Here is a 16,558-nt window from a genome sequence, read left to right as displayed (position 1 = left end):
CGCTCTCGGCGCGATCCGGGTCGGCGCGGGTGACAATGGAGGGTGACCTGGAGGAACGAATGGGCGAGTTGACGAGCGATTCGACGATCGACGACGCGGGCGCGGCGGCGGATGCGTCCGCGACCGCACCGGCGCCCGCGACGCCACCGGCACCCGCGACGCCACCGCCTCCCGCCGCGGCGCACGGCCCGGGTCACCACGCGATCGGGTGCCCCGAGTGCTTCGAGGAACTGCAGCGCAACCGCGACTGGTGGAAGGCCAGGCCCGAGGGGTCGCGCCTCGTCGGCCTGGTGATCGCGCGCGACGGCATGCCGTCGGTCTACGAGCAGCGCGAGGCGCTGCTGCGGTTCGGCGTGCAGATCCTCGACTTCAAGCACCCCGCCCCCGAGATGCTCGAGTCGTGGGAGCAGCGCCTCGGGCGCCTGTTCGGCGTGCTGCAGGCGGGCGATGTCCTCGTCGTCGCCAACGAGCGCGCCCTCGGCTTCACGCCCGACGAGGTCGCGCGCACGATCCAGACGCTCCGACGGCACAACCTCGTCGTCAAGGTGCTCGACCGTGAGGCGCGCCACCTCGTCGACGCCGAGGCCTGAGCCGGCGCCTGACCCGGGTGCAGCTGGGTCCGGCGGACCGCCGTTCGGCTCAGCCGTTCGCGAGCACGCCAGCGAGCGCGTTCAGCTGCAGCCGCGTGCTGCCGTGGAGGTGGGCGATGTCGTGCGCCGGGTTCTCCGACCTCGCGAAGAACCGGTACTGCTCCGACCAATCGACGCGCGTTGCCGTGCCGTCGTCGACGGGTGAGAGCGCGACGGTGCGCAGGGCGGCCCAGCGCAGCACGCCGTCGAGGCGCACCGAGTACGAGAGCACCAGCCGCTCGCCGGCGACGAGGTCGATGAAGCTCGAGGCGTACTCGACGTGCTCCTCGCGATCGAGCGGCGCGAACACCGTGGTCGCCGTCTCGCCGCCGCCGACGCGGAAGTCGAGCCGGTAGGTCTGACGCGACCGATCGCCGGGCTGGCGGAACCAGCGTCGGCGCAGCTCGGGTTCCTCGAACGCCGCGAACACGGCGGCCGGCGCCGCGGCCAGCGTCGTCGAGACCTCGAACGAGCCGTCGGCCGGGCTCGGCGAGGTCTCACCTGCCGGAGCCGCCGCGACCGTGGTCACGAGCCGACCACCGGGGCCGAGGCATCCGGTGCGACGTCGATCAGCACCTTGCCGACCGCGCCCTGCTCGACGGCGTCGTGGGCGTCGGCCGTACGCTCGAGCGCGAAGCGCGTGAGCGGCAGCCCGGCGTCCTCGCCGACCGGCAGCGCGCCGTCGCCGACCGCACGGGTGACGTCCTCGGCGGCCGCCGCGAGCGGCGCATCGCCCACGGTGTAGAGCAGCAGGAACTGGTAGCGCACGTTCCGTGCGAAATGGTGCCGCACGTCGAGGCGCATCTCGGCGCCGCCGTCGGTCGCGTAGACCGAGATGGAGCCGTGGTTCGCGATGACGCGCGCGTTGAGCTCGGCGTTGCGGGCGGGGGAGACCTCGACGACCTGGTCGATGCCGTCGGGCGCGAGGTCGCGGATCGCGCGCGCCGCGGCATCCGTGCGGTAGTTCACGACGTGGTGCGCGCCCGCAGCGGTCGCGAGCGTCGCCTTCTCGGGCGAGCTGATCGTCGTGATCACGCGGGCGCCCGCCCAGCGGGCGAGCTGGATCGCGGCGTGCCCGACGGCGCCCGCACCGCCGGCGACGAGCACGGTGCGCCCCTCGAGGGCGCCGGGAGCCAGTCGGTCGGGTCCGTTCTCGTGCACCGTCAGCGCCCGGTGCGCGGTCAGCGCGGGTACGCCGAGGGATGCCCCGAGTTCGAAGCTCGCGGCATCCGGCAGGTGCACGACGCGCGAGGCCGGGAGCACCGTGACCTCCTGCGCCGTGCCGGTCGGCCGCTCGTGCGCGGCGAGGAACATCCACACGCGGTCGCCCACCGCGTAGCCGTCGACGCCCTCGCCGACGGCGTCGACGATGCCCGAGCCGTCCTGGTTCGGCACGACCTCGGCGAAGGGGGTCGCGGCGCCCGGCCGTCCGCCGGCGCGTGCCTTCCAGTCGGTGGGGTTCACGCCCGAGACGACGACGCGCACGCGCACCTCGCCCGCTCCGGGTTCGCGCACGTCGCGGTCGACGAGCTGCAGGACGGAGGAGTCACCGGTGGCGGAGTACGCGATCGCTCTCATGCTGAGGGCAACGCGCGACGCGCGGCGGATCTTCCTGCCGGCCCGCCTTCCCGATGCGCGGTCCGCCTCGCAACCCCGGTGCGTCCTGCGATCGGTGCCGCTAGCCTGACCGCGAGGAACGAACGCCGGACGAGAGGATGCCACGCATGGACGTCACCGACAACGGGCCCGAGCCGAACGCCTTCGACATCGAGCAGGCGACGAAGGCGAACGACGCCTACCGCCGGGTCGCGTGGAGCGGCAAGTACCTGCAGGTCACCCTCATGTCGATCCCGGTCGGCGAGTCGATCGGCCTCGAGGCGCATCCCGACACCGACCAGTTCCTCCGGCTCGACGCCGGGCGCGGGCGGGTGAAGATGGGGCCGGCCGAAGACGACTTGCCGTTCCAGCAGGACGTGAGCGACGGATGGTCCGTCCAGGTGCCCGCGGGCACGTGGCACGACATCGTGAACACCGGCGACGAGCCGATGCGCCTGTACGCGATCTACGCGCCCGTGCACCACGCGGCGGGCCAGGTGCAGCAGACCGCAGACGAGGCCGAACGCGACGAGCAGTCCGGCGACGACGAGCCGCCCGCCTGGGCCGTCGAGCCCGACGAGGGCGAGCCCGACCGGCACGCGTAGGCGCCGTCAGCGCACCCGTTCCGTCGCAGCCGCCGTGACGAAGCGCGTGAGTTCGGCGGCCATGGCCGCGGGCTCCCACGTGTGGTCGGCGCCCGGGATCTGCAGCCAGCGGGATCCCGGTACAGCGGCGACGATGCGCTCGGCGGCGTCGAAGAGCTCGGGGAAGGTCTCCTGCCCGAGCAGCACCTCCAGTGGCACGCGCACGTCGCGCAGGAGCGCGTCGAGCGGCGCCGACTCCACCCAGGCGAGGGACTCGCCGTCGCCGACGTAGCTGACGACCTGCGAGACGAACTGCGGGTACTCGGGGGACTGGCGCAGTCCCTCGAGCCACTCCGGAGGCATGTCCTTCATGTAGTGGGCCAGCGCGCCCTCGAGATCCCCGGCGTCGATGCGCCGCTCGACCTCGCCGGCCCACTCCCGGGCGCCGCCGTCGATGGCGCCGAAGGGCGGCTCCCACAGCACGAGGCCCGCGACATCGAGTCCGCGGGCTGCGGCCGCGAGCGAGATCGAGCAGCCCGAGGAGTGGCCGCAGAGCACCGCCGACCCTCCGGCGACGTCGATGAGCGTGGCGAGCGTCTCGAGTTCTCGGTCGAGGTCGAGGCGGCCTTCGGCGGGACTCTCGCCGCGGCCGAGCCGGTCGTACACGATCGTCGTCACACCGGAATCCGCCATGAGCTCGGCGGTCTGCGTCGTCCACGGGTCGATGGCACGGAAGGGGCCGGCGCCGGCGACGAAGACGAGCCCGGGGCCGGAACCCCGCCGATCGTAGGCGATGCGGTCTCCGGATGGGGTGGTGGCGAACTCGCTCATGGCGGTCTCCGTTCATCGGTCTCAGTGGTCGCGATTGCCCAGATCAAACTGGACTGTCTAGTTCCGTTGAATCGAGACTAGACTGACCAGTACCCGTTGTCAACGATTCAGGAGCGCACGCATGACCGCTGCATCGCCGGAACCGGCATCAAGCCCCTCGCAGCCGCTGGGGCGCAGCGAACGCAAACGACGCGACATGCTCGCCGCCGCCGAGCGCATGTTCCTGGCCGGCGGCTACCTCGGGACGAACATGGACGAGCTCGCCGCAGCGTCGGGCGTCTCGAAGCAGACCGTCTACAAGCACTTCGGCAGCAAGGAGGCGCTGTTCGTCGAACTGGTCACGACGATGACGGATGCCACGTCCGAGGCCGTGCACCGCAGCGTGCCGAGCGTCGAGCAGGTCGACGACGTCGGCGCCTATCTCGAGGAGTACGCCGACCGCCAGCTCGACGCGGTGATGACGCCGCGGATCCTGCAGTTGCGCCGGCTCGTGATCGGCGAGGTGGCGCGCTTCCCCGAGCTCGCGGAGGCGCTGCACGAACGCGGGCCCGTCCGTGCGATCGAGTCCCTCTCGACCGTGCTCACGCGACTCGACCAGCGTGGTCTCCTCACCGTCGACGATGCGAGGCTCGCGGCGACGCAGTTCAACTGGCTCGTCATGGGCGAGCCGCTCAACCGGGCGATGCTGCTCGGCGACCGCGCCATCCCCTCGGCGGCCGAGCGTCGCGAGCACGTGCGGCGCTCCGTGGGGGCCTTCCTCCCGGCGTACGCCGTGCGCTGAGGGCGGTCGCGATCCCCTCGGTCGGGGGATGGTCCTGAGGATTTCTCGGGCTATAGGCTCGGCTCGTCATCAGCGCCAGGGGGGAGGCCCCGATGCCGAGCGAGCCGACCGTCCTCGAGTTGCGCGTCCACGGCATCGCCAACGCGCCGCCCGCCGCGATGCTCTGCGTCGAGGAGAGCCGGGTCCGACGCACGGTCGGCGACGAGTTCGGATCCTTCTGGGTCGTCGCCGATCCGCCGGCGGACCACCCCGAGCTTCGCACCGAGGCCTACTCCTGGGGCAACCTCGCCCGGAGCGGCGGCTCGGCCCTGGCCGTCGTCGGCCGGGCGTTCGTGCACGTCGGCTGGCTCTTCGTGCTCCCATTCGGGCTCTGCAACCTGGCGTACTGGGCCAGGCGCCAGATCCCGGGAGAGGAGGCATCATCGCCGTGGTGGGACGGCGGCCCCGGCGCCATCGCGATCCGGATGTTCGCCGTGCTCCAGACGCTCTTCTACGTCGTCGCCTTCATGTCGGTGAGTGTCGACCTCGTCGCGGTGCAATGCCTGCGCGATCGGCAGCCCTGCGCGGCGCTGCCCGGATGGCTCGACGGCCTCGCCGATCTGGGGCCGCTCCAGCGGTCGGCGGTGCTGAGCCTCGTTCCCATCGTGCTCATGCTCGTGATCTACCTGGTGGGCCTGCGTGCGCGCGGGCGGTTCGACCCGAACCGCGACAAGCCCGATACCGCCACGAAGACCATGCCGAGCGAGGTCCGCTCGGACCACCGCAACGCGCTGCGCTGGTTGCGAGGTGAACGACCGAAGCCGGGCGAATTCCCACCGCTGCTCGAATCCAGCGGATTCTGGCGCCGGTCGAAGGTCGCGCACACGTCCGAGCGTGCGCACTTCGCCGCCTCCATCTCGCTCGTGCTGTTCCTGCTCGCCTGGGATGCCTGGATCGGCGCCTCGGGAAGCGCCAGCGAGTGGGACCCCGCCGCGTGGCTGGCGCTGGACCCCGACGGCCAGCCCGTGCCGTTCGTCGGCGTCATCGTCGGCGCGGTGCTGCTCGCCGGTTCGATCACGATCACGGCAGCGGCCGGGCTGTCGCACACGCGCTGGTCGACCCGGTCGAAGCGCGCCTGGTCCTCGATCGCCCTGGTGGCGTCCGTGCTCGCGTACCTCGCCTGGCTGATCTGGAGCTTCACCCCCGACGCGACGACGGTGCCCGACGACGGCAAGGCACTCGGCCTGACGATCGTGCCCGGCGTGATCAGCACGATCTGCGCGCTCATCGCCGTCGCGAGCCTGACGTGGGGCTACGGCGGGCACCGGGTGGCGGCCTGGGTCCTGCTCACCGGGGCGTTCGTCTCGGTGATCGTCGCGGAGCTCTGGCGGGCCGACCACGGACAGGACTGGCGCATGTGGTGGTCTGCCGCGGCGGTCGCGCTGACCGCGCTCGCCGTGATCTCTGGATACGCGTTCCATTCGAAGGCGGAGCGGGCCAACCGGAAACTGCTCGGCTGGCATGGGAATGCGGCCGCCGTGGCATTGCTCGTGGCGCTGTTCTCCTCGCTGGTCATCACGAGCCTGCTCGTGGTGGGCGCGCACGCCTGGCTCGCATCACCCGCTGAATCGCCCAAGGTGACCGGCTACCGGAGGGCGATCCCGGCACCCGGTGAGCCGCCCCTCGAGCCGCCGTTCTTCTACGAGCGGTTCGGGGCGATCCTGGTCGTCGTGCTCGTCGTGCTCATCCTCCTCGCCGCGACCGCGGCCCTCACGGCGCTCATCCGATACGCCGTCTACACCGTTCCCGACCTGTGGCCGCCCACTGCCGATGCGGCCGAGTCTCCCGACCGGAACCGTGCGGGGACGACCGACCCGCCCGACGACTATCCCGAGGTGCTCGGCGATCACGATGAGAAGGACCGGCAGGTCGTCTCCGCGAGGCGCGTCGCGAGCCTCGCGCATCGCGGCGAACCGATGCTGCGCTGGCTGGCGATCCTCACGGCGGTGGCCCTCGTGCCGCTCACCGTGCCCCTCGTCGCGGAATGGCTCGAGCAGCAGGCCGGATGGAACCGGCTGGTCGGCCTGTCGGCCTGGGCGCTCGGACTGCTCTCGCTCGCGGCGGTCGCGTGGGTCGTGACGAACGCCGCGACCTCCACCGAACGGCCCCTCGGACTGGTCTGGGACATCATCTGCTTCTTCCCTCGGGCGGGCCACCCGTTCACGCCGCCGTGCTACGCGGAGCGCACGGTTCCCGAGATGCAGGAACGCATCGCCGATTGGCTGCACGGCGACGACGCCGAGGACCGCCGTGTGATCATCGCCGCGCATTCGATGGGCGCGACGCTCGCGGTGGCGACGCTCTTCGCGATGCACGCCAGCGAGCAGGAGGCCGCGGATGACCCGCAGTCGAACGCGGCGGTTCCGCCATCTCCGGCACGCCCCGACACCGGCCGCGTCGCGCTGCTGACCTACGGCGTGCAGCTCCGGGCGTACTTCAGCCGATTCTTCCCCGAGGTCTTCGGTGCCCGGGTTCTCGGAGTGCACGGTACGGTCGGCCCCTCGCTGCTCGGCCTCGACCCGTGGAAGAACCAGGTCAAGCGCGAGTGGATCGATCGTCGACCGCCGATCCCGGACCCGGAGGAACCGCCGTCGCTGGTGGCACTGCTGGGCGGCGATCTCCAGGAGGAGACGTCGCCGCGATGGCGCAGCCTCTGGCGACGCACCGATTACCTCGGCTTCCCGGTCGCGAGTTACCGCTCGAAGGGGAACCTGATCGATCGCGGCGCGACCGAGCGGGCGCCGCGCACCTACCTCTGGACCGTCGCGCGCCACAACGGATACCTCGACACCGAGCAGTATGCGCTCGCCCGAGATGAGCTGCTCGAGATGTTCCTCGCGCCGGGTGCGCCGGGCGCTGCGCCGTCCGCGTCCCCAGCGGGGACGCCGGCCACGGCACCTGGCGGCGCGCCCACGTGACCGGTGCGTCGCAACGGGAGCGGGGCGCGTGCCCCGCTCCCAGCTCGCAGTCCGTCAGGCGCGCAGCGGCGACGCGAGGATGCTCGAGCGTTCGGCTGCGGGCCGCGGTTGCGTGATTCAACCGTGGCCCGCGGCGCGCGCCGGAGCCCCACGCGACCGGTCACTCCGGCCACGGATCCCGCCAAGCTGCCGTCAGCCGCCGTGCCGCCTGTGCCGCCTGTGCCGCCGCGCCGCCGTGCCGCCGTCAGTCGAGCCACTCCCTGGCCGCCGCGACGAGCGCGCGCACGCCGGTCGAGAGCGTGGGCTCGATGAGCGGCGCGAAGTGGGGCGAGTGGTTCGAGGGCACGTCCTCGGGCAGGCGCCCGGTCTTCAGGGCTTCGCCGAACATCGCCGGATCGAACCCGCCGAGGAACCAGTAGACGAGCGGGGCATCCGCCGCGGTGGCGAGCACGCCGACGTCCTCGCTGCCCGCCACGGGGCCGGGGTCGAGCACGCGGCCCTCGCCGAGCGCCGCCTGGAGGGCGGCGAAGGTGCGCGCCGTCGCGGCGTGCTCGTTCACGGTCAGCGGGAAGTGCTCGACGTAGTCGAACTCGGGCTCCTTCGGCGCGCCCGACGCCTGCGCCTCGGCCTTCGCGACGCGCTCGATGGCCGCGACGACCTTGTCGCGCACGGCGTTGTCGAGCGTGCGCACGCTGAGGCCGAGCTTCGCGTGCGGCGGGATGATGTTGTTCTTCGTGCCGGCGTGCAGCTGTCCGACCGTGACGACGGCGCTGTCGGCCGGCGCGATCTCGCGAGCGACGATGCCCTGCAGCCGGTTGACGACGTTCGCGGCGAGGTAGACCGGGTCGACGGTGGTCTCCGGGCGGGAGCCGTGCCCGCCTTCGCCGTGCAGCGTGATGTCGATCGAGTCGGCGGCCGCCATCGCGACGCCCGCGTGCAGGCCCGCGAACCCCGCGGGGAAGGGCGCGACGTGCTGCCCGAGCACGACGTCGGGCTTGGGCACGCGGTCGAACAGCCCGTCGGCGACCATGCGCTCGGCGCCGCCGCCCCATTCCTCGGCGGGCTGGAAGAGCACGACGAGGGTTCCCGACCATTCGCCGGTCGCTGCCGCGAGCGCTTCGGCAGCGCCCAGCAGGCAGGTCACGTGCACGTCGTGTCCGCACGCGTGCATGACCGGCACGTCGTTGCCGTCGGCGTCGGTGCCGCGCGCGGTGCTCGCGTACTCGAGGCCCGTCTCCTCGAGCACGGGCAGCGCGTCCATGTCGGCGCGCAGCAGCACGGTCGGGCCGGCGCCGTTGGCGAGGACGCCGACGACGCCGGTCTCGCCGATGCCGGTCGTCACGGCGTAGCCGAGCGCATCGAGCTGCTCGGCGACGATGCCGGCCGTGCGGTGCTCCTGGAAGGACAGTTCGGGGTGGGCGTGCAGGTCGCGATAGACCGCGGCGAGATCGATGGTCATGCCGTCAGCGTACGGCGCGCGGGATGCCTCGGAGAACGCGGTGCAGCTACTCCGCGGTCCAGGCGACCTCGAAGCGCTCGAGCACGATCTCGTGCTGCTCGGTCCACTCGAACCCGAGCGTCGGCGCCACCCGCTGCCAGTAGCGGCGGTGGTTCTCGCGCCACGACTCGAGCGTGCGGTCGTCCTCGCCCTCGTCGTACGCGAAGGCCGCATCGACGTCGCCGAACCGCGCGATGCGAAGCTCGATGCTGCGCAGGATCACCCGGGGCCGTCCGGTGGAGTCGCACGCGATCCAGTGGCCGCCGATGCGCGGCAACGGCTGGCCCTCGATCGCGAACTCCGCGACGAGGCTCGCGGTCGCGCGCTTCGCGCCGTCGAGCACGAGGCCGAGCAGCTGGTCGGTGAGCGCCGGGTGGTCGCCGAACCGCTCGACCGACGGCGGTGAGGCTCGCGGTCGCGCGCTTCGCGCCGTCGAGCACGAGGCCGAGCAGCTGGTCGGTGAGCGCCGGGTGGTCGCCGAACCGCTCGACCGACGGCGGTGAGGCGCGCGGTCGCGCGCTTCGCGCCGTCGAGCACGAGGCCGAGCAGCTGGTCGGTGCGCGCCGGGTGGTCGCCGAACCGCTCGACCGACGGCGGTTCGGCATCGATCGCGCGGTCGGGATGCGCGGCGCGATACGCCTCCCACAGCTCGGCGGCGGCGTCCTCGTCGACGGGGGCGTTCTCGGCGTGCGGCATGCGTTCCAGTCTGGCAGGGGCGAATCGCACCGCGGATGTCACAACCGGCGCCCGGCCGGTGTCTTCATGCCGAACGCATCGCGACCCGCGTCGCGATCCGCACCGACTGGAGGACACCATGACCACCTCGACCCGCATCCCGCCCGCCGACGTCACCGGCGTGTACGGCACTGTCGTGAAGTTCGCCGCCCGCAAGATGATGGGCCAGGTGCCCGACTCGGTCGGGGTGCTGTGGCACCACCAGGGCGTCATGCGCGACTCGATGGGCATCGGCCGCAAGGTCGAGGGCTGGAAGGAGCTCGACCCGCAGCTCGCCACGCTCGCGGCCATGTCGTCGGCCGCGTACATCGGCTGCAGCTTCTGCCTCGACTTCAACTACTTCATGTCCCGCAACCGCGACCTCGACCCCGAGAAGGTGCGCCAGGTGCCGCGCTGGCGCGAGGCATCCGTCTATTCGCCGCTCGAACGCAACGTCATGGCGTACGCGGAGGCGATGAGCCAGACCCCGCCGGCCGTCACCGACGAGCAGTCGGCGGCGCTGCTGGCCGACCTCGGGCCCGCGGCCCTCGTCGAGCTCACCGCTCGCGTCTCGTTCATGAACATGAGCGCGCGCATGAACATCGCGCTCGGCATCCGGTCGGAGGGCTTCGCCGACGCGTGCGGCCTGCCGCCCCTCGCCGAGCGATCGGGCGCGACGGCGCGCGGGGCGGCGCCCGAAGCGGTGCCCGAGGCATCCGTCGTAGGGTCGTGACATGACCGACGACCCGTTCGTCGCGCACCGCGGCCTCCTGTTCACCGTCGCCTACGAACTGCTCGGTTCCGCGGCCGACGCCGAAGACGTGCTGCAGGAGTCGTGGCTGCGCTGGTCGACCGTCGACCGGGCCGAGGTCCACGAGCCGCGCGCCTACCTGGTGCGCATCGTGACGCGGCAGGCGCTCAACCACCTGCGCACGCTCGCGCGCCGACGCGAGTCGTACGTGGGCGAGTGGCTGCCCGAGCCGCTGCTCACGAGTCCGGATGTCGCGGACGACGTGGAGCTCGCCGAGAGCGTGTCGATCGCGATGCTCACGGTGCTCGAGACGCTCGCGCCGACCGAGCGCGCCGTGTTCGTGCTGCGCGAGGTGTTCGACGTGCCCTACGACGAGATCGCGGAGGCCATCGGCAAGTCGACGGCCGCCGTGCGGCAGGTCGCGCACCGCGCGAAGGAGCACGTCGCGGCCCGGCGACCCCGCGTCGCCGTCGACCGCGCCGAGCAGGAGGCCGTCGTCGCGAGGTTCGTCGCCGCCGTGAACTCGGGCGACCTGCAGGGCCTGATGGACGTGCTCGCGCCCGACGTGGTCTCCGTCGCCGACGGCGGCGGCAAGGTGCGCGGCGCCGCCCTGCGGCCGATCGTCGGCGCCGACAAGATCGCCAGGTACCTGCTCGGCGGGCTCGCGAAACTCGGCCTGCCGTTCGAGGCGCGCCCCACCTGGGTCAACGGGCATCCCGCGATCCGCGGGGAGGTCGACGGCGCGCTCGCCGGGGCGATCTGCTTCGAGGTCGAGGGCGGGCGCATCACCCGCATCTTCTCGATCGCGAACCCCGACAAGCTCGGTCGTCTCGACGAGGCGGCCGAGCTGACGCGCTGAGCTCGGCCGACGCCCATCTACGATGAGCGGGTGGACTTCTCCTTCGCCTTCACGCCCGACCTCATCGCCGTGTTCCTGACGCTGTTCGTCCTCGAGATCGTCCTCGGCGTCGACAACGTCATCTTCATCTCGATCCTCGCGTCGAAGCTGCCGAAGGAGCAGCAGGCCCGGGCCCGCAACCTCGGCCTCACGCTCGCGATGGTGATCCGCGTCGTGCTCGTCTTCTTCGCCGGGTGGATCATCACGCTGAAGGAGGACGTGGTCGTCTGGTTCGGCATGGGCTTCTCGGTGAAGGACTTCATCCTGATCGCGGGCGGGCTCTTCCTCGTCTACAAGGCGGTCACCGAGATCCACCACAAGCTCGAAGGCGCCGAGGACGAGCACGGCGCCGCGCCCAAGCGCATCACGTTCAGCTCGGTGCTCATCCAGATCCTGCTGCTCGACATCGTCTTCTCGCTCGACTCGGTGATCACGGCCGTCGGCATGACCGAGAACCTGGTCGTCATCGTCACGGTCGTCGTGCTCTCCTTCGGCATCATGCTCTTCGCGTCGCGGTTCATCTTCACGTTCGTGAACCGCCACCCGACGGTGAAGATGCTCGCGCTGTCGTTCCTGCTGCTCATCGGCGTCTTCCTCATCGCCGAGGGCTTCGGCATCAAGATCGACAAGGCGCTCATCTACGCGCCCATGGCGTTCGCGATCCTCGTGGAGGCGCTGAACCTCATCGCGTCCGGTCGCAAGGCCAAGCGCGAGCACCGGCGCCAGCAGGCCGTGCAGCTGCGCCCGCAGTACCCCGACGTCGACGAGTCGGTCGCGGTCGCGGCGGCGCTCTCGAAGGGCGAGGCCGGCGCCGGTTCGGTCGGCCTGTCGAATCGACCGGTCGCGGGCGAGGCGGATGGCCCGAAGGATGCCTCGGAGGAGCGCGCCGGGCTCGGGTGACATCCGGCCCGGATCGGAGCATGCTGGGCGCATGGGAACCGTGACGATCTCATTCGAAATGACGCTCGACGGGGTCTTCGACCAGATGGAGCATTGGTTCGACGAGAACGACCCCGACCTGGTGCGGCACTCCGACGCCCTCGTGTTCGGTGCCGACGCGGTGCTGCTCGGCCGCGAGAGCTACGAGTTCTTCCGCGAGTACTGGCCCGCCCAGACCGATGACCGCGGCTTCGCCGCGCACTACAACGCGCTACCGAAGTTCGTCGCCTCGACGAGCCTGGAAGGGCCGCTCGACTGGAACGCGACGCTCATCGAGGGCGGCGTGGCCGACACGGTGCGCGACCTGCGCGAGCGATACCACTCGATCATCTCGCACGGCTACGGGCAGCTCGCCGCGACGCTGCTCGACGCCGGGCTCGTCGACGAGATCCACGCGGGCATCCACCCGTTCCTCGTCGGCAACGCCGAGGACCGCCTGCGAACGCCGCACCCCGTCGGGTTGCGGCTCATCGACGTGGAGGCGTACGAGTCGGGTGTCATCCGGGCGCGGTATGCGCCGGCATAGCGAGTGACGGCACGGATGCGGCGACCACCCGCGCGGCGGACGGCGTCGGCTTCGACGCGGCCCGCGGCGGTCCTGCTCGCGCTCGTCGCGGGCGGTGTCGCGTGCGCATTGCTGGCCGGATGCTCCCCGCCGGGCACGGCGGAGCAGCCGCAGCCGGGCGAGGCATCCACCGATGGTGCCGAACCGCGTACCGGCGTGGCGTTCGCCGCCGTCGGCGACTCGATCACCGACGCCGACAGTGTCGACTTCGCGGCCGGCGACCTCGGTTCGGCGTCGTGGGCGACGTACGCCGTCGATGCGGGCTTCGACTTCGCGGGCGGCTGGGCGGAGTGGGGCGCGACGACGGCACGCATGGCCGGGCAGGTGGCGCCGTCCGACGCCGACGTGCTCGTGCTGCTGGCGGGAACGAACGACGTCGCGTTCGGCATCCCGTTCGACGAGTCGGCTGCGAACCTCGAGCGGCTCGTCGACACCGTCGGCATCGCGGACGTCGTCGTGGTGTCGATTCCGCCGATCGACGCGATCCCCGAGGGCGCCGAGGCGTACAACGATCGGCTCGACGACCTGGCCGACGATCGCGGCTGGCGGTTCGTCGACGCGTCGGCCGGGCTTCGCTCCGACGACGGTTCGTTCCGCGACGGGATGTCGTCGGACGGCCTGCATCCGTCACCCGCGGGCGCGAGGGTGCTCGGCGAGGCGATCGCCGAGGGGCTGGGCGGGGACTGACCGGCGACGAGCCCTGCCGGCGTCCGGCCGATCGCCGATCGCCGACCTACGGCCGCCGACGCCGATCGCCGACCTACGGCCGCCCGCTCATGCGCCGGTCGCGACCGCATCGTCGAGGGTGGGCGCCGCGAAGCGACCGAGGAACGCGGATGCCTCGGCGATGCCGCCCCGCACGCGCAGGTCGCCGCGCTCGATCGCGTCGTCGAGCGTGCGGCGGTGGAACATGACCGCTCGCAGGACGGATTCGTCGGCCTCGAGCACGGTCGAGGGATCGCCACCCGCGGCGCGGGTCACCTCGACGCGGTCGGGGCGCACGTCGACGTCGAAGGCGTCGCGCGTGAGGCGCAGGCGGACGCGCCCGACGAACGCGCCGGCCGGTGAGTCGGCCGGGGCACCGGCCGCCGCCGGCACGAACAGGGCCCTGAGCGCGAGCGCGAATGCGTCGTTGCTCATCTTCGCGCCCGGCTCGGGGGGCGTGAGCGCACCCCACCGCGACATCGCGAGCAGCACCGGCTCGAGCGAGTGCCCGAGCGCCGTCAACTCGTAGGCCTGCGTGCTGGCGGGCGGCCCGAGCACGGTTCGCGTCACCACTCCGGCGGCCTCGAGGTCGCGCAACCGCTGGCTCAGCACGTTCTGGCTGATGCCCTGGAGCCCGGCCCTCAGGTCGGTGAACCGCTTCGGTCCGAACACCAACTCGCGCACGACCAGCAGCGCCCAGCGCTCGCCGATCACGTCGAGCGAGCGGGCGATGCCGCACGCGTCGGAATATCTCCTCGTCGCCATGGGAATAGAGTACGCCGTTCGCACGGTTGAGTCTCCTATCAGGATCAAATGGTCCTAAATCAGGAGGAAAGCGATCATGGAACTCAAACTCGAAGTCATCGTCCTTCCCGTCTCCGACGTGGACCGGACGAAGGCCTTCTACCAGCGGCTCGACTACCGCCTCGATGCCGACCTCGTCGTCGACGAGGGCTACCGCATCGTGCAGCTGACGCCGCCCGCATCGACCGCGTCGATCATCTTCGGCACGGGCGTCACCACCGCGCCCGCGGGATCGGTACGAGGCATCCTCGTCGCCGTTCCCGACATCGAGGCCGCCCGTGCCGAGATCGCCGAACGCGGCGTCGAGGTCTCCGAGGTCTTCCACGAGGCCGACCCGTTCGTGCGGGCCGGTGTCGAGCACCGCATCCCGGGTGCCCATCCCGAGCGGGCCAGCTACAGCTCGTTCGCGACCTTCAGCGATCCCGACGGCAACGAGTGGCTCCTCCAGGAGATCACCGACCGCCTTCCCGGACGATGACCGGCGACGAGCGAACGGATTCGATCATGGACACCCCGAAGCAGATCATCCTCCGCCTCCTCAAGTCCGCCGCGGCCGCTCACGGCGTGTACGAGGCGGAACGGCTGGGCGGCATCTACGACGACGAATGGCCCGAGTGGTACGCGGGGTACATGGCCGTCGGCCTGACCAGCGAGGGCTACCGCGTCGTTCGCGACCGGCACGGCGAGGCATCCGAACCGATGGACTTCCTGCCGCCGGCCGCGCGCCGTCCGGCCGGAGCCGGAGAGGGGCGCTGACCATCATGCGCACCATCGACACGACCCTCATCGAGGAATACGACCTCATCGCGCCGGTCGGCGGGGCGGTGGGCGAGAACATCGCCGACCGCGCGGTCCAGGGCGGGCTGACTTCCGTCATCGTCGAACACGAACTGGTCGGCGGCGAATGCTCCTACTGGGCGTGCATGCCCTCGAAGGCGCTCCTGCGCTCGGCGGCCGCGCTCCGCGCCGCCCGCAGCGTGCCCGGCGCCGCCGAGGCGATCACCGGCGACCTCGACGTGGCCGCCGTGCTCGCCCGCCGCGACACGTTCACGAACCACTGGTCGGACGCCGGCCAGGTCTCGTGGGTGCAGAGCGCGGGCATCGACCTCGTTCGCGGTCACGGCCGGCTCAGCGGCCCCCGCGAGGTGACGGTCACCACGCCCGACGGCGGCACCCTCGTCCTCGTCGCCCGGCACGCCGTGGCGATCGCGACGGGCTCCGACCCGCTCATCCCCGGCATCGAGGGACTCCGCGCCGCCCGTCCGTGGGCGAGCCGCGAGGTCACGAGCGTGCAGGAGGTGCCCGAGAGCCTCGCCATCATCGGCGGCGGCGTGGTCGCCGCCGAGATGGCGACGGCGTACGCGGGCTTCGGCACGCAGGTGACGCTGGTCTCGCGCGGCACCCTGCTCGCCGGCATGGAACCGTTCGCCGGCGAACGCGTCGCCGAGTCCCTGCGCGAGCAGGGCGTCGACCTGCGGCTCGGCATCGAGCCCGTGCGCGTCGACCGCGACGAGTCGGGCGTCCGGATCGAGACCTCCGACGGCCGGACGGTCCTGGCGCAGGAGGTCCTGATCGCGACGGGGCGCACGCCCCGCACCGTCGACCTCGGCCTCGAGACGATCGGGCTCGAACCGGGCCGCTGGCTCGACACCGACGACACGCTGCGGGTTCCCGGCTTCGACTGGCTGTACGCCGTCGGCGACGTGAACCACCGGGCGCTGCTCACGCACCAGGGCAAGTACCAGGCGCGCGCCGCGGGCGACGTCATCGCGGCGCGAGCCAACGGCACGGCGGTGTCGGATGCCCCGTGGGGCGCGCATGTCGCGACGGCCGACCATGCGGTGGTCCCTCAGGTCACGTTCACCGACCCAGAGGTCGCGTCGGTCGGCCTCACGGCCGATGCCGCGACGGCCGCCGGCTACCGCGTGCGCGCGGTCGACTACGAGATCGGATGGGTCGCGGGTGCCAGCGTGCACGCCGACGGCTATCGCGGCCAGGCCCGCATGGTCGTCGACGAGGATCGCCAGGTCGTCATCGGCGCCACGTTCGTCGGACCCGACGTGGCCGAACTGCTGCAGGCCGCCACCATCGCGATCGTCGGGGAGGTGCCGCTCGACCGCCTCTGGCACGCCGTGCCCGCCTACCCGACCGTGAACGAGGTGTGGCTGCGGCTGCTCGAGACCTACGGGCGGCAGAGCGCCTCACCGCGGGTCGAACCCGATCGTGAGGGCGAGGTCACGGCAGCCAGGACGTTCGTCCTCGCGAACCGGTGACATCCGTCCCTGCCGGACGCCGCCGGTCATTCG

19 protein-coding genes are annotated in these 16,558 nt (G+C 71.9%); 13 read left to right on the top strand and 6 right to left on the bottom strand.

What is annotated here, in order from left to right:
- Window positions 1-59: 59 nt before the first annotated feature.
- Window positions 60-590, top strand: coding sequence for a dehydrogenase (locus GE115_RS18560; RefSeq protein ID WP_216648814.1), 531 nt, complete (start codon window positions 60-62; stop codon window positions 588-590).
- Between the two features lie 49 nt (window positions 591-639).
- Here the strand turns inward: GE115_RS18560 and GE115_RS10430 are convergent, their stop codons facing one another.
- Together GE115_RS10430 and GE115_RS10425 are read right to left on the bottom strand one after the other, a co-directional pair.
- The gene (locus GE115_RS10430; RefSeq protein ID WP_153684734.1) at window positions 640-1,158 is read right to left on the bottom strand and encodes an SRPBCC domain-containing protein; all 519 of its coding nucleotides are present in this window, start codon (window positions 1,156-1,158) and stop codon (window positions 640-642) included.
- Window positions 1,155-2,207: an NADPH:quinone reductase gene (locus GE115_RS10425; protein ID WP_153684733.1), complete on the bottom strand. Its 1,053-nt coding sequence runs from the start codon at window positions 2,205-2,207 to the stop codon at window positions 1,155-1,157. Before GE115_RS10425 ends, GE115_RS10430 begins: the two co-directional genes overlap by 4 nt.
- A 146-nt stretch (window positions 2,208-2,353) precedes the next feature.
- On the opposite strand from GE115_RS10425, the gene GE115_RS10420 reads away from it, so the two are divergent.
- Window positions 2,354-2,830: a cupin domain-containing protein gene (locus GE115_RS10420; RefSeq protein ID WP_153684732.1), complete on the top strand. Its 477-nt coding sequence runs from the start codon at window positions 2,354-2,356 to the stop codon at window positions 2,828-2,830.
- Between the two features lie 6 nt (window positions 2,831-2,836).
- Here GE115_RS10420 and GE115_RS10415 read toward each other — a convergent pair whose 3' ends face one another.
- On the bottom strand, window positions 2,837-3,640 hold the full coding sequence (locus GE115_RS10415) for an alpha/beta fold hydrolase (protein ID WP_153684731.1): 804 nt from the start codon (window positions 3,638-3,640) through the stop codon (window positions 2,837-2,839).
- Window positions 3,641-3,761: 121 nt separating this feature from the next.
- On the opposite strand from GE115_RS10415, the gene GE115_RS10410 reads away from it, so the two are divergent.
- On the top strand, window positions 3,762-4,421 hold the full coding sequence (locus GE115_RS10410) for a TetR/AcrR family transcriptional regulator (RefSeq protein ID WP_153684730.1): 660 nt from the start codon (window positions 3,762-3,764) through the stop codon (window positions 4,419-4,421).
- 92 nt (window positions 4,422-4,513) lie between these two features.
- Window positions 4,514-7,378, top strand: coding sequence for a hypothetical protein (locus tag GE115_RS10405; protein ID WP_153684729.1), 2,865 nt, complete (start codon window positions 4,514-4,516; stop codon window positions 7,376-7,378).
- A gap of 244 nt (window positions 7,379-7,622) precedes the next feature.
- Here the strand turns inward: GE115_RS10405 and GE115_RS10400 are convergent, their stop codons facing one another.
- Both GE115_RS10400 and GE115_RS10395 read right to left on the bottom strand, forming a co-directional pair.
- Window positions 7,623-8,837 carry an amidohydrolase gene (locus tag GE115_RS10400; RefSeq protein WP_153684728.1) on the bottom strand — a complete coding sequence of 405 codons (1,215 nt, stop codon included), beginning with the start codon at window positions 8,835-8,837 and terminating at the stop codon, window positions 7,623-7,625.
- A 46-nt stretch (window positions 8,838-8,883) separates the two neighbouring features.
- Window positions 8,884-9,219: an ASCH domain-containing protein gene (locus GE115_RS10395; RefSeq protein ID WP_376765709.1), complete on the bottom strand. Its 336-nt coding sequence runs from the start codon at window positions 9,217-9,219 to the stop codon at window positions 8,884-8,886.
- Window positions 9,220-9,238: 19 nt separating this feature from the next.
- On the opposite strand from GE115_RS10395, the gene GE115_RS18365 reads away from it, so the two are divergent.
- The 6 genes from GE115_RS18365 to GE115_RS10370 all read left to right on the top strand — a co-directional run bounded on the left by GE115_RS18365 (window position 9,239) and on the right by GE115_RS10370 (window position 13,430).
- The gene (locus GE115_RS18365) at window positions 9,239-9,379 is read left to right on the top strand and encodes a hypothetical protein (RefSeq protein WP_172979812.1); all 141 of its coding nucleotides are present in this window, start codon (window positions 9,239-9,241) and stop codon (window positions 9,377-9,379) included.
- A gap of 311 nt (window positions 9,380-9,690) precedes the next feature.
- Window positions 9,691-10,323: a carboxymuconolactone decarboxylase family protein gene (locus GE115_RS10390; protein ID WP_153684727.1), complete on the top strand. Its 633-nt coding sequence runs from the start codon at window positions 9,691-9,693 to the stop codon at window positions 10,321-10,323.
- A gap of 1 nt (window position 10,324) precedes the next feature.
- Window positions 10,325-11,200 carry an RNA polymerase sigma-70 factor gene (locus tag GE115_RS10385; RefSeq protein ID WP_153684726.1) on the top strand — a complete coding sequence of 292 codons (876 nt, stop codon included), beginning with the start codon at window positions 10,325-10,327 and terminating at the stop codon, window positions 11,198-11,200.
- Window positions 11,201-11,230: 30 nt separating this feature from the next.
- Entirely contained in the window at window positions 11,231-12,139 is a 909-nt protein-coding gene (locus GE115_RS10380; RefSeq protein ID WP_312855071.1) for a TerC family protein, read from the top strand.
- 31 nt (window positions 12,140-12,170) lie between these two features.
- Entirely contained in the window at window positions 12,171-12,704 is a 534-nt protein-coding gene (locus GE115_RS10375) for a dihydrofolate reductase family protein (protein ID WP_216648813.1), read from the top strand.
- A gap of 15 nt (window positions 12,705-12,719) precedes the next feature.
- On the top strand, window positions 12,720-13,430 hold the full coding sequence (locus tag GE115_RS10370) for an SGNH/GDSL hydrolase family protein (RefSeq protein WP_153684724.1): 711 nt from the start codon (window positions 12,720-12,722) through the stop codon (window positions 13,428-13,430).
- An 87-nt stretch (window positions 13,431-13,517) separates the two neighbouring features.
- On the opposite strand, the gene GE115_RS10365 is transcribed toward GE115_RS10370, so the two are convergent.
- On the bottom strand, window positions 13,518-14,213 hold the full coding sequence (locus GE115_RS10365) for a winged helix-turn-helix transcriptional regulator (RefSeq protein ID WP_153684723.1): 696 nt from the start codon (window positions 14,211-14,213) through the stop codon (window positions 13,518-13,520).
- Between the two features lie 76 nt (window positions 14,214-14,289).
- Here GE115_RS10365 and GE115_RS18360 point away from each other — a divergent pair, with 76 nt between their 5' ends.
- Genes GE115_RS18360 through GE115_RS10355 form a run of 3 tightly spaced genes read left to right on the top strand, consistent with a single transcriptional unit; the run spans window position 14,290 to window position 16,525 of the window.
- On the top strand, window positions 14,290-14,730 hold the full coding sequence (locus GE115_RS18360) for a VOC family protein (RefSeq protein ID WP_172979831.1): 441 nt from the start codon (window positions 14,290-14,292) through the stop codon (window positions 14,728-14,730).
- Between the two features lie 26 nt (window positions 14,731-14,756).
- Entirely contained in the window at window positions 14,757-15,008 is a 252-nt protein-coding gene (locus tag GE115_RS18355; protein WP_172979828.1) for a hypothetical protein, read from the top strand.
- Between the two features lie 5 nt (window positions 15,009-15,013).
- Entirely contained in the window at window positions 15,014-16,525 is a 1,512-nt protein-coding gene (locus tag GE115_RS10355; protein ID WP_153684722.1) for a dihydrolipoyl dehydrogenase family protein, read from the top strand.
- Window positions 16,526-16,558 lie beyond the last annotated feature (33 nt).

It is taken from the genome of Agromyces agglutinans (genome assembly GCF_009647605.1).
Taxonomy (GTDB): Bacteria; Actinomycetota; Actinomycetes; order Actinomycetales; family Microbacteriaceae; genus Agromyces; species Agromyces agglutinans.
The sequence above is the reverse complement of the archived record's forward strand: the minus strand, read 5'-3'. Positions and strand labels throughout refer to the sequence as shown.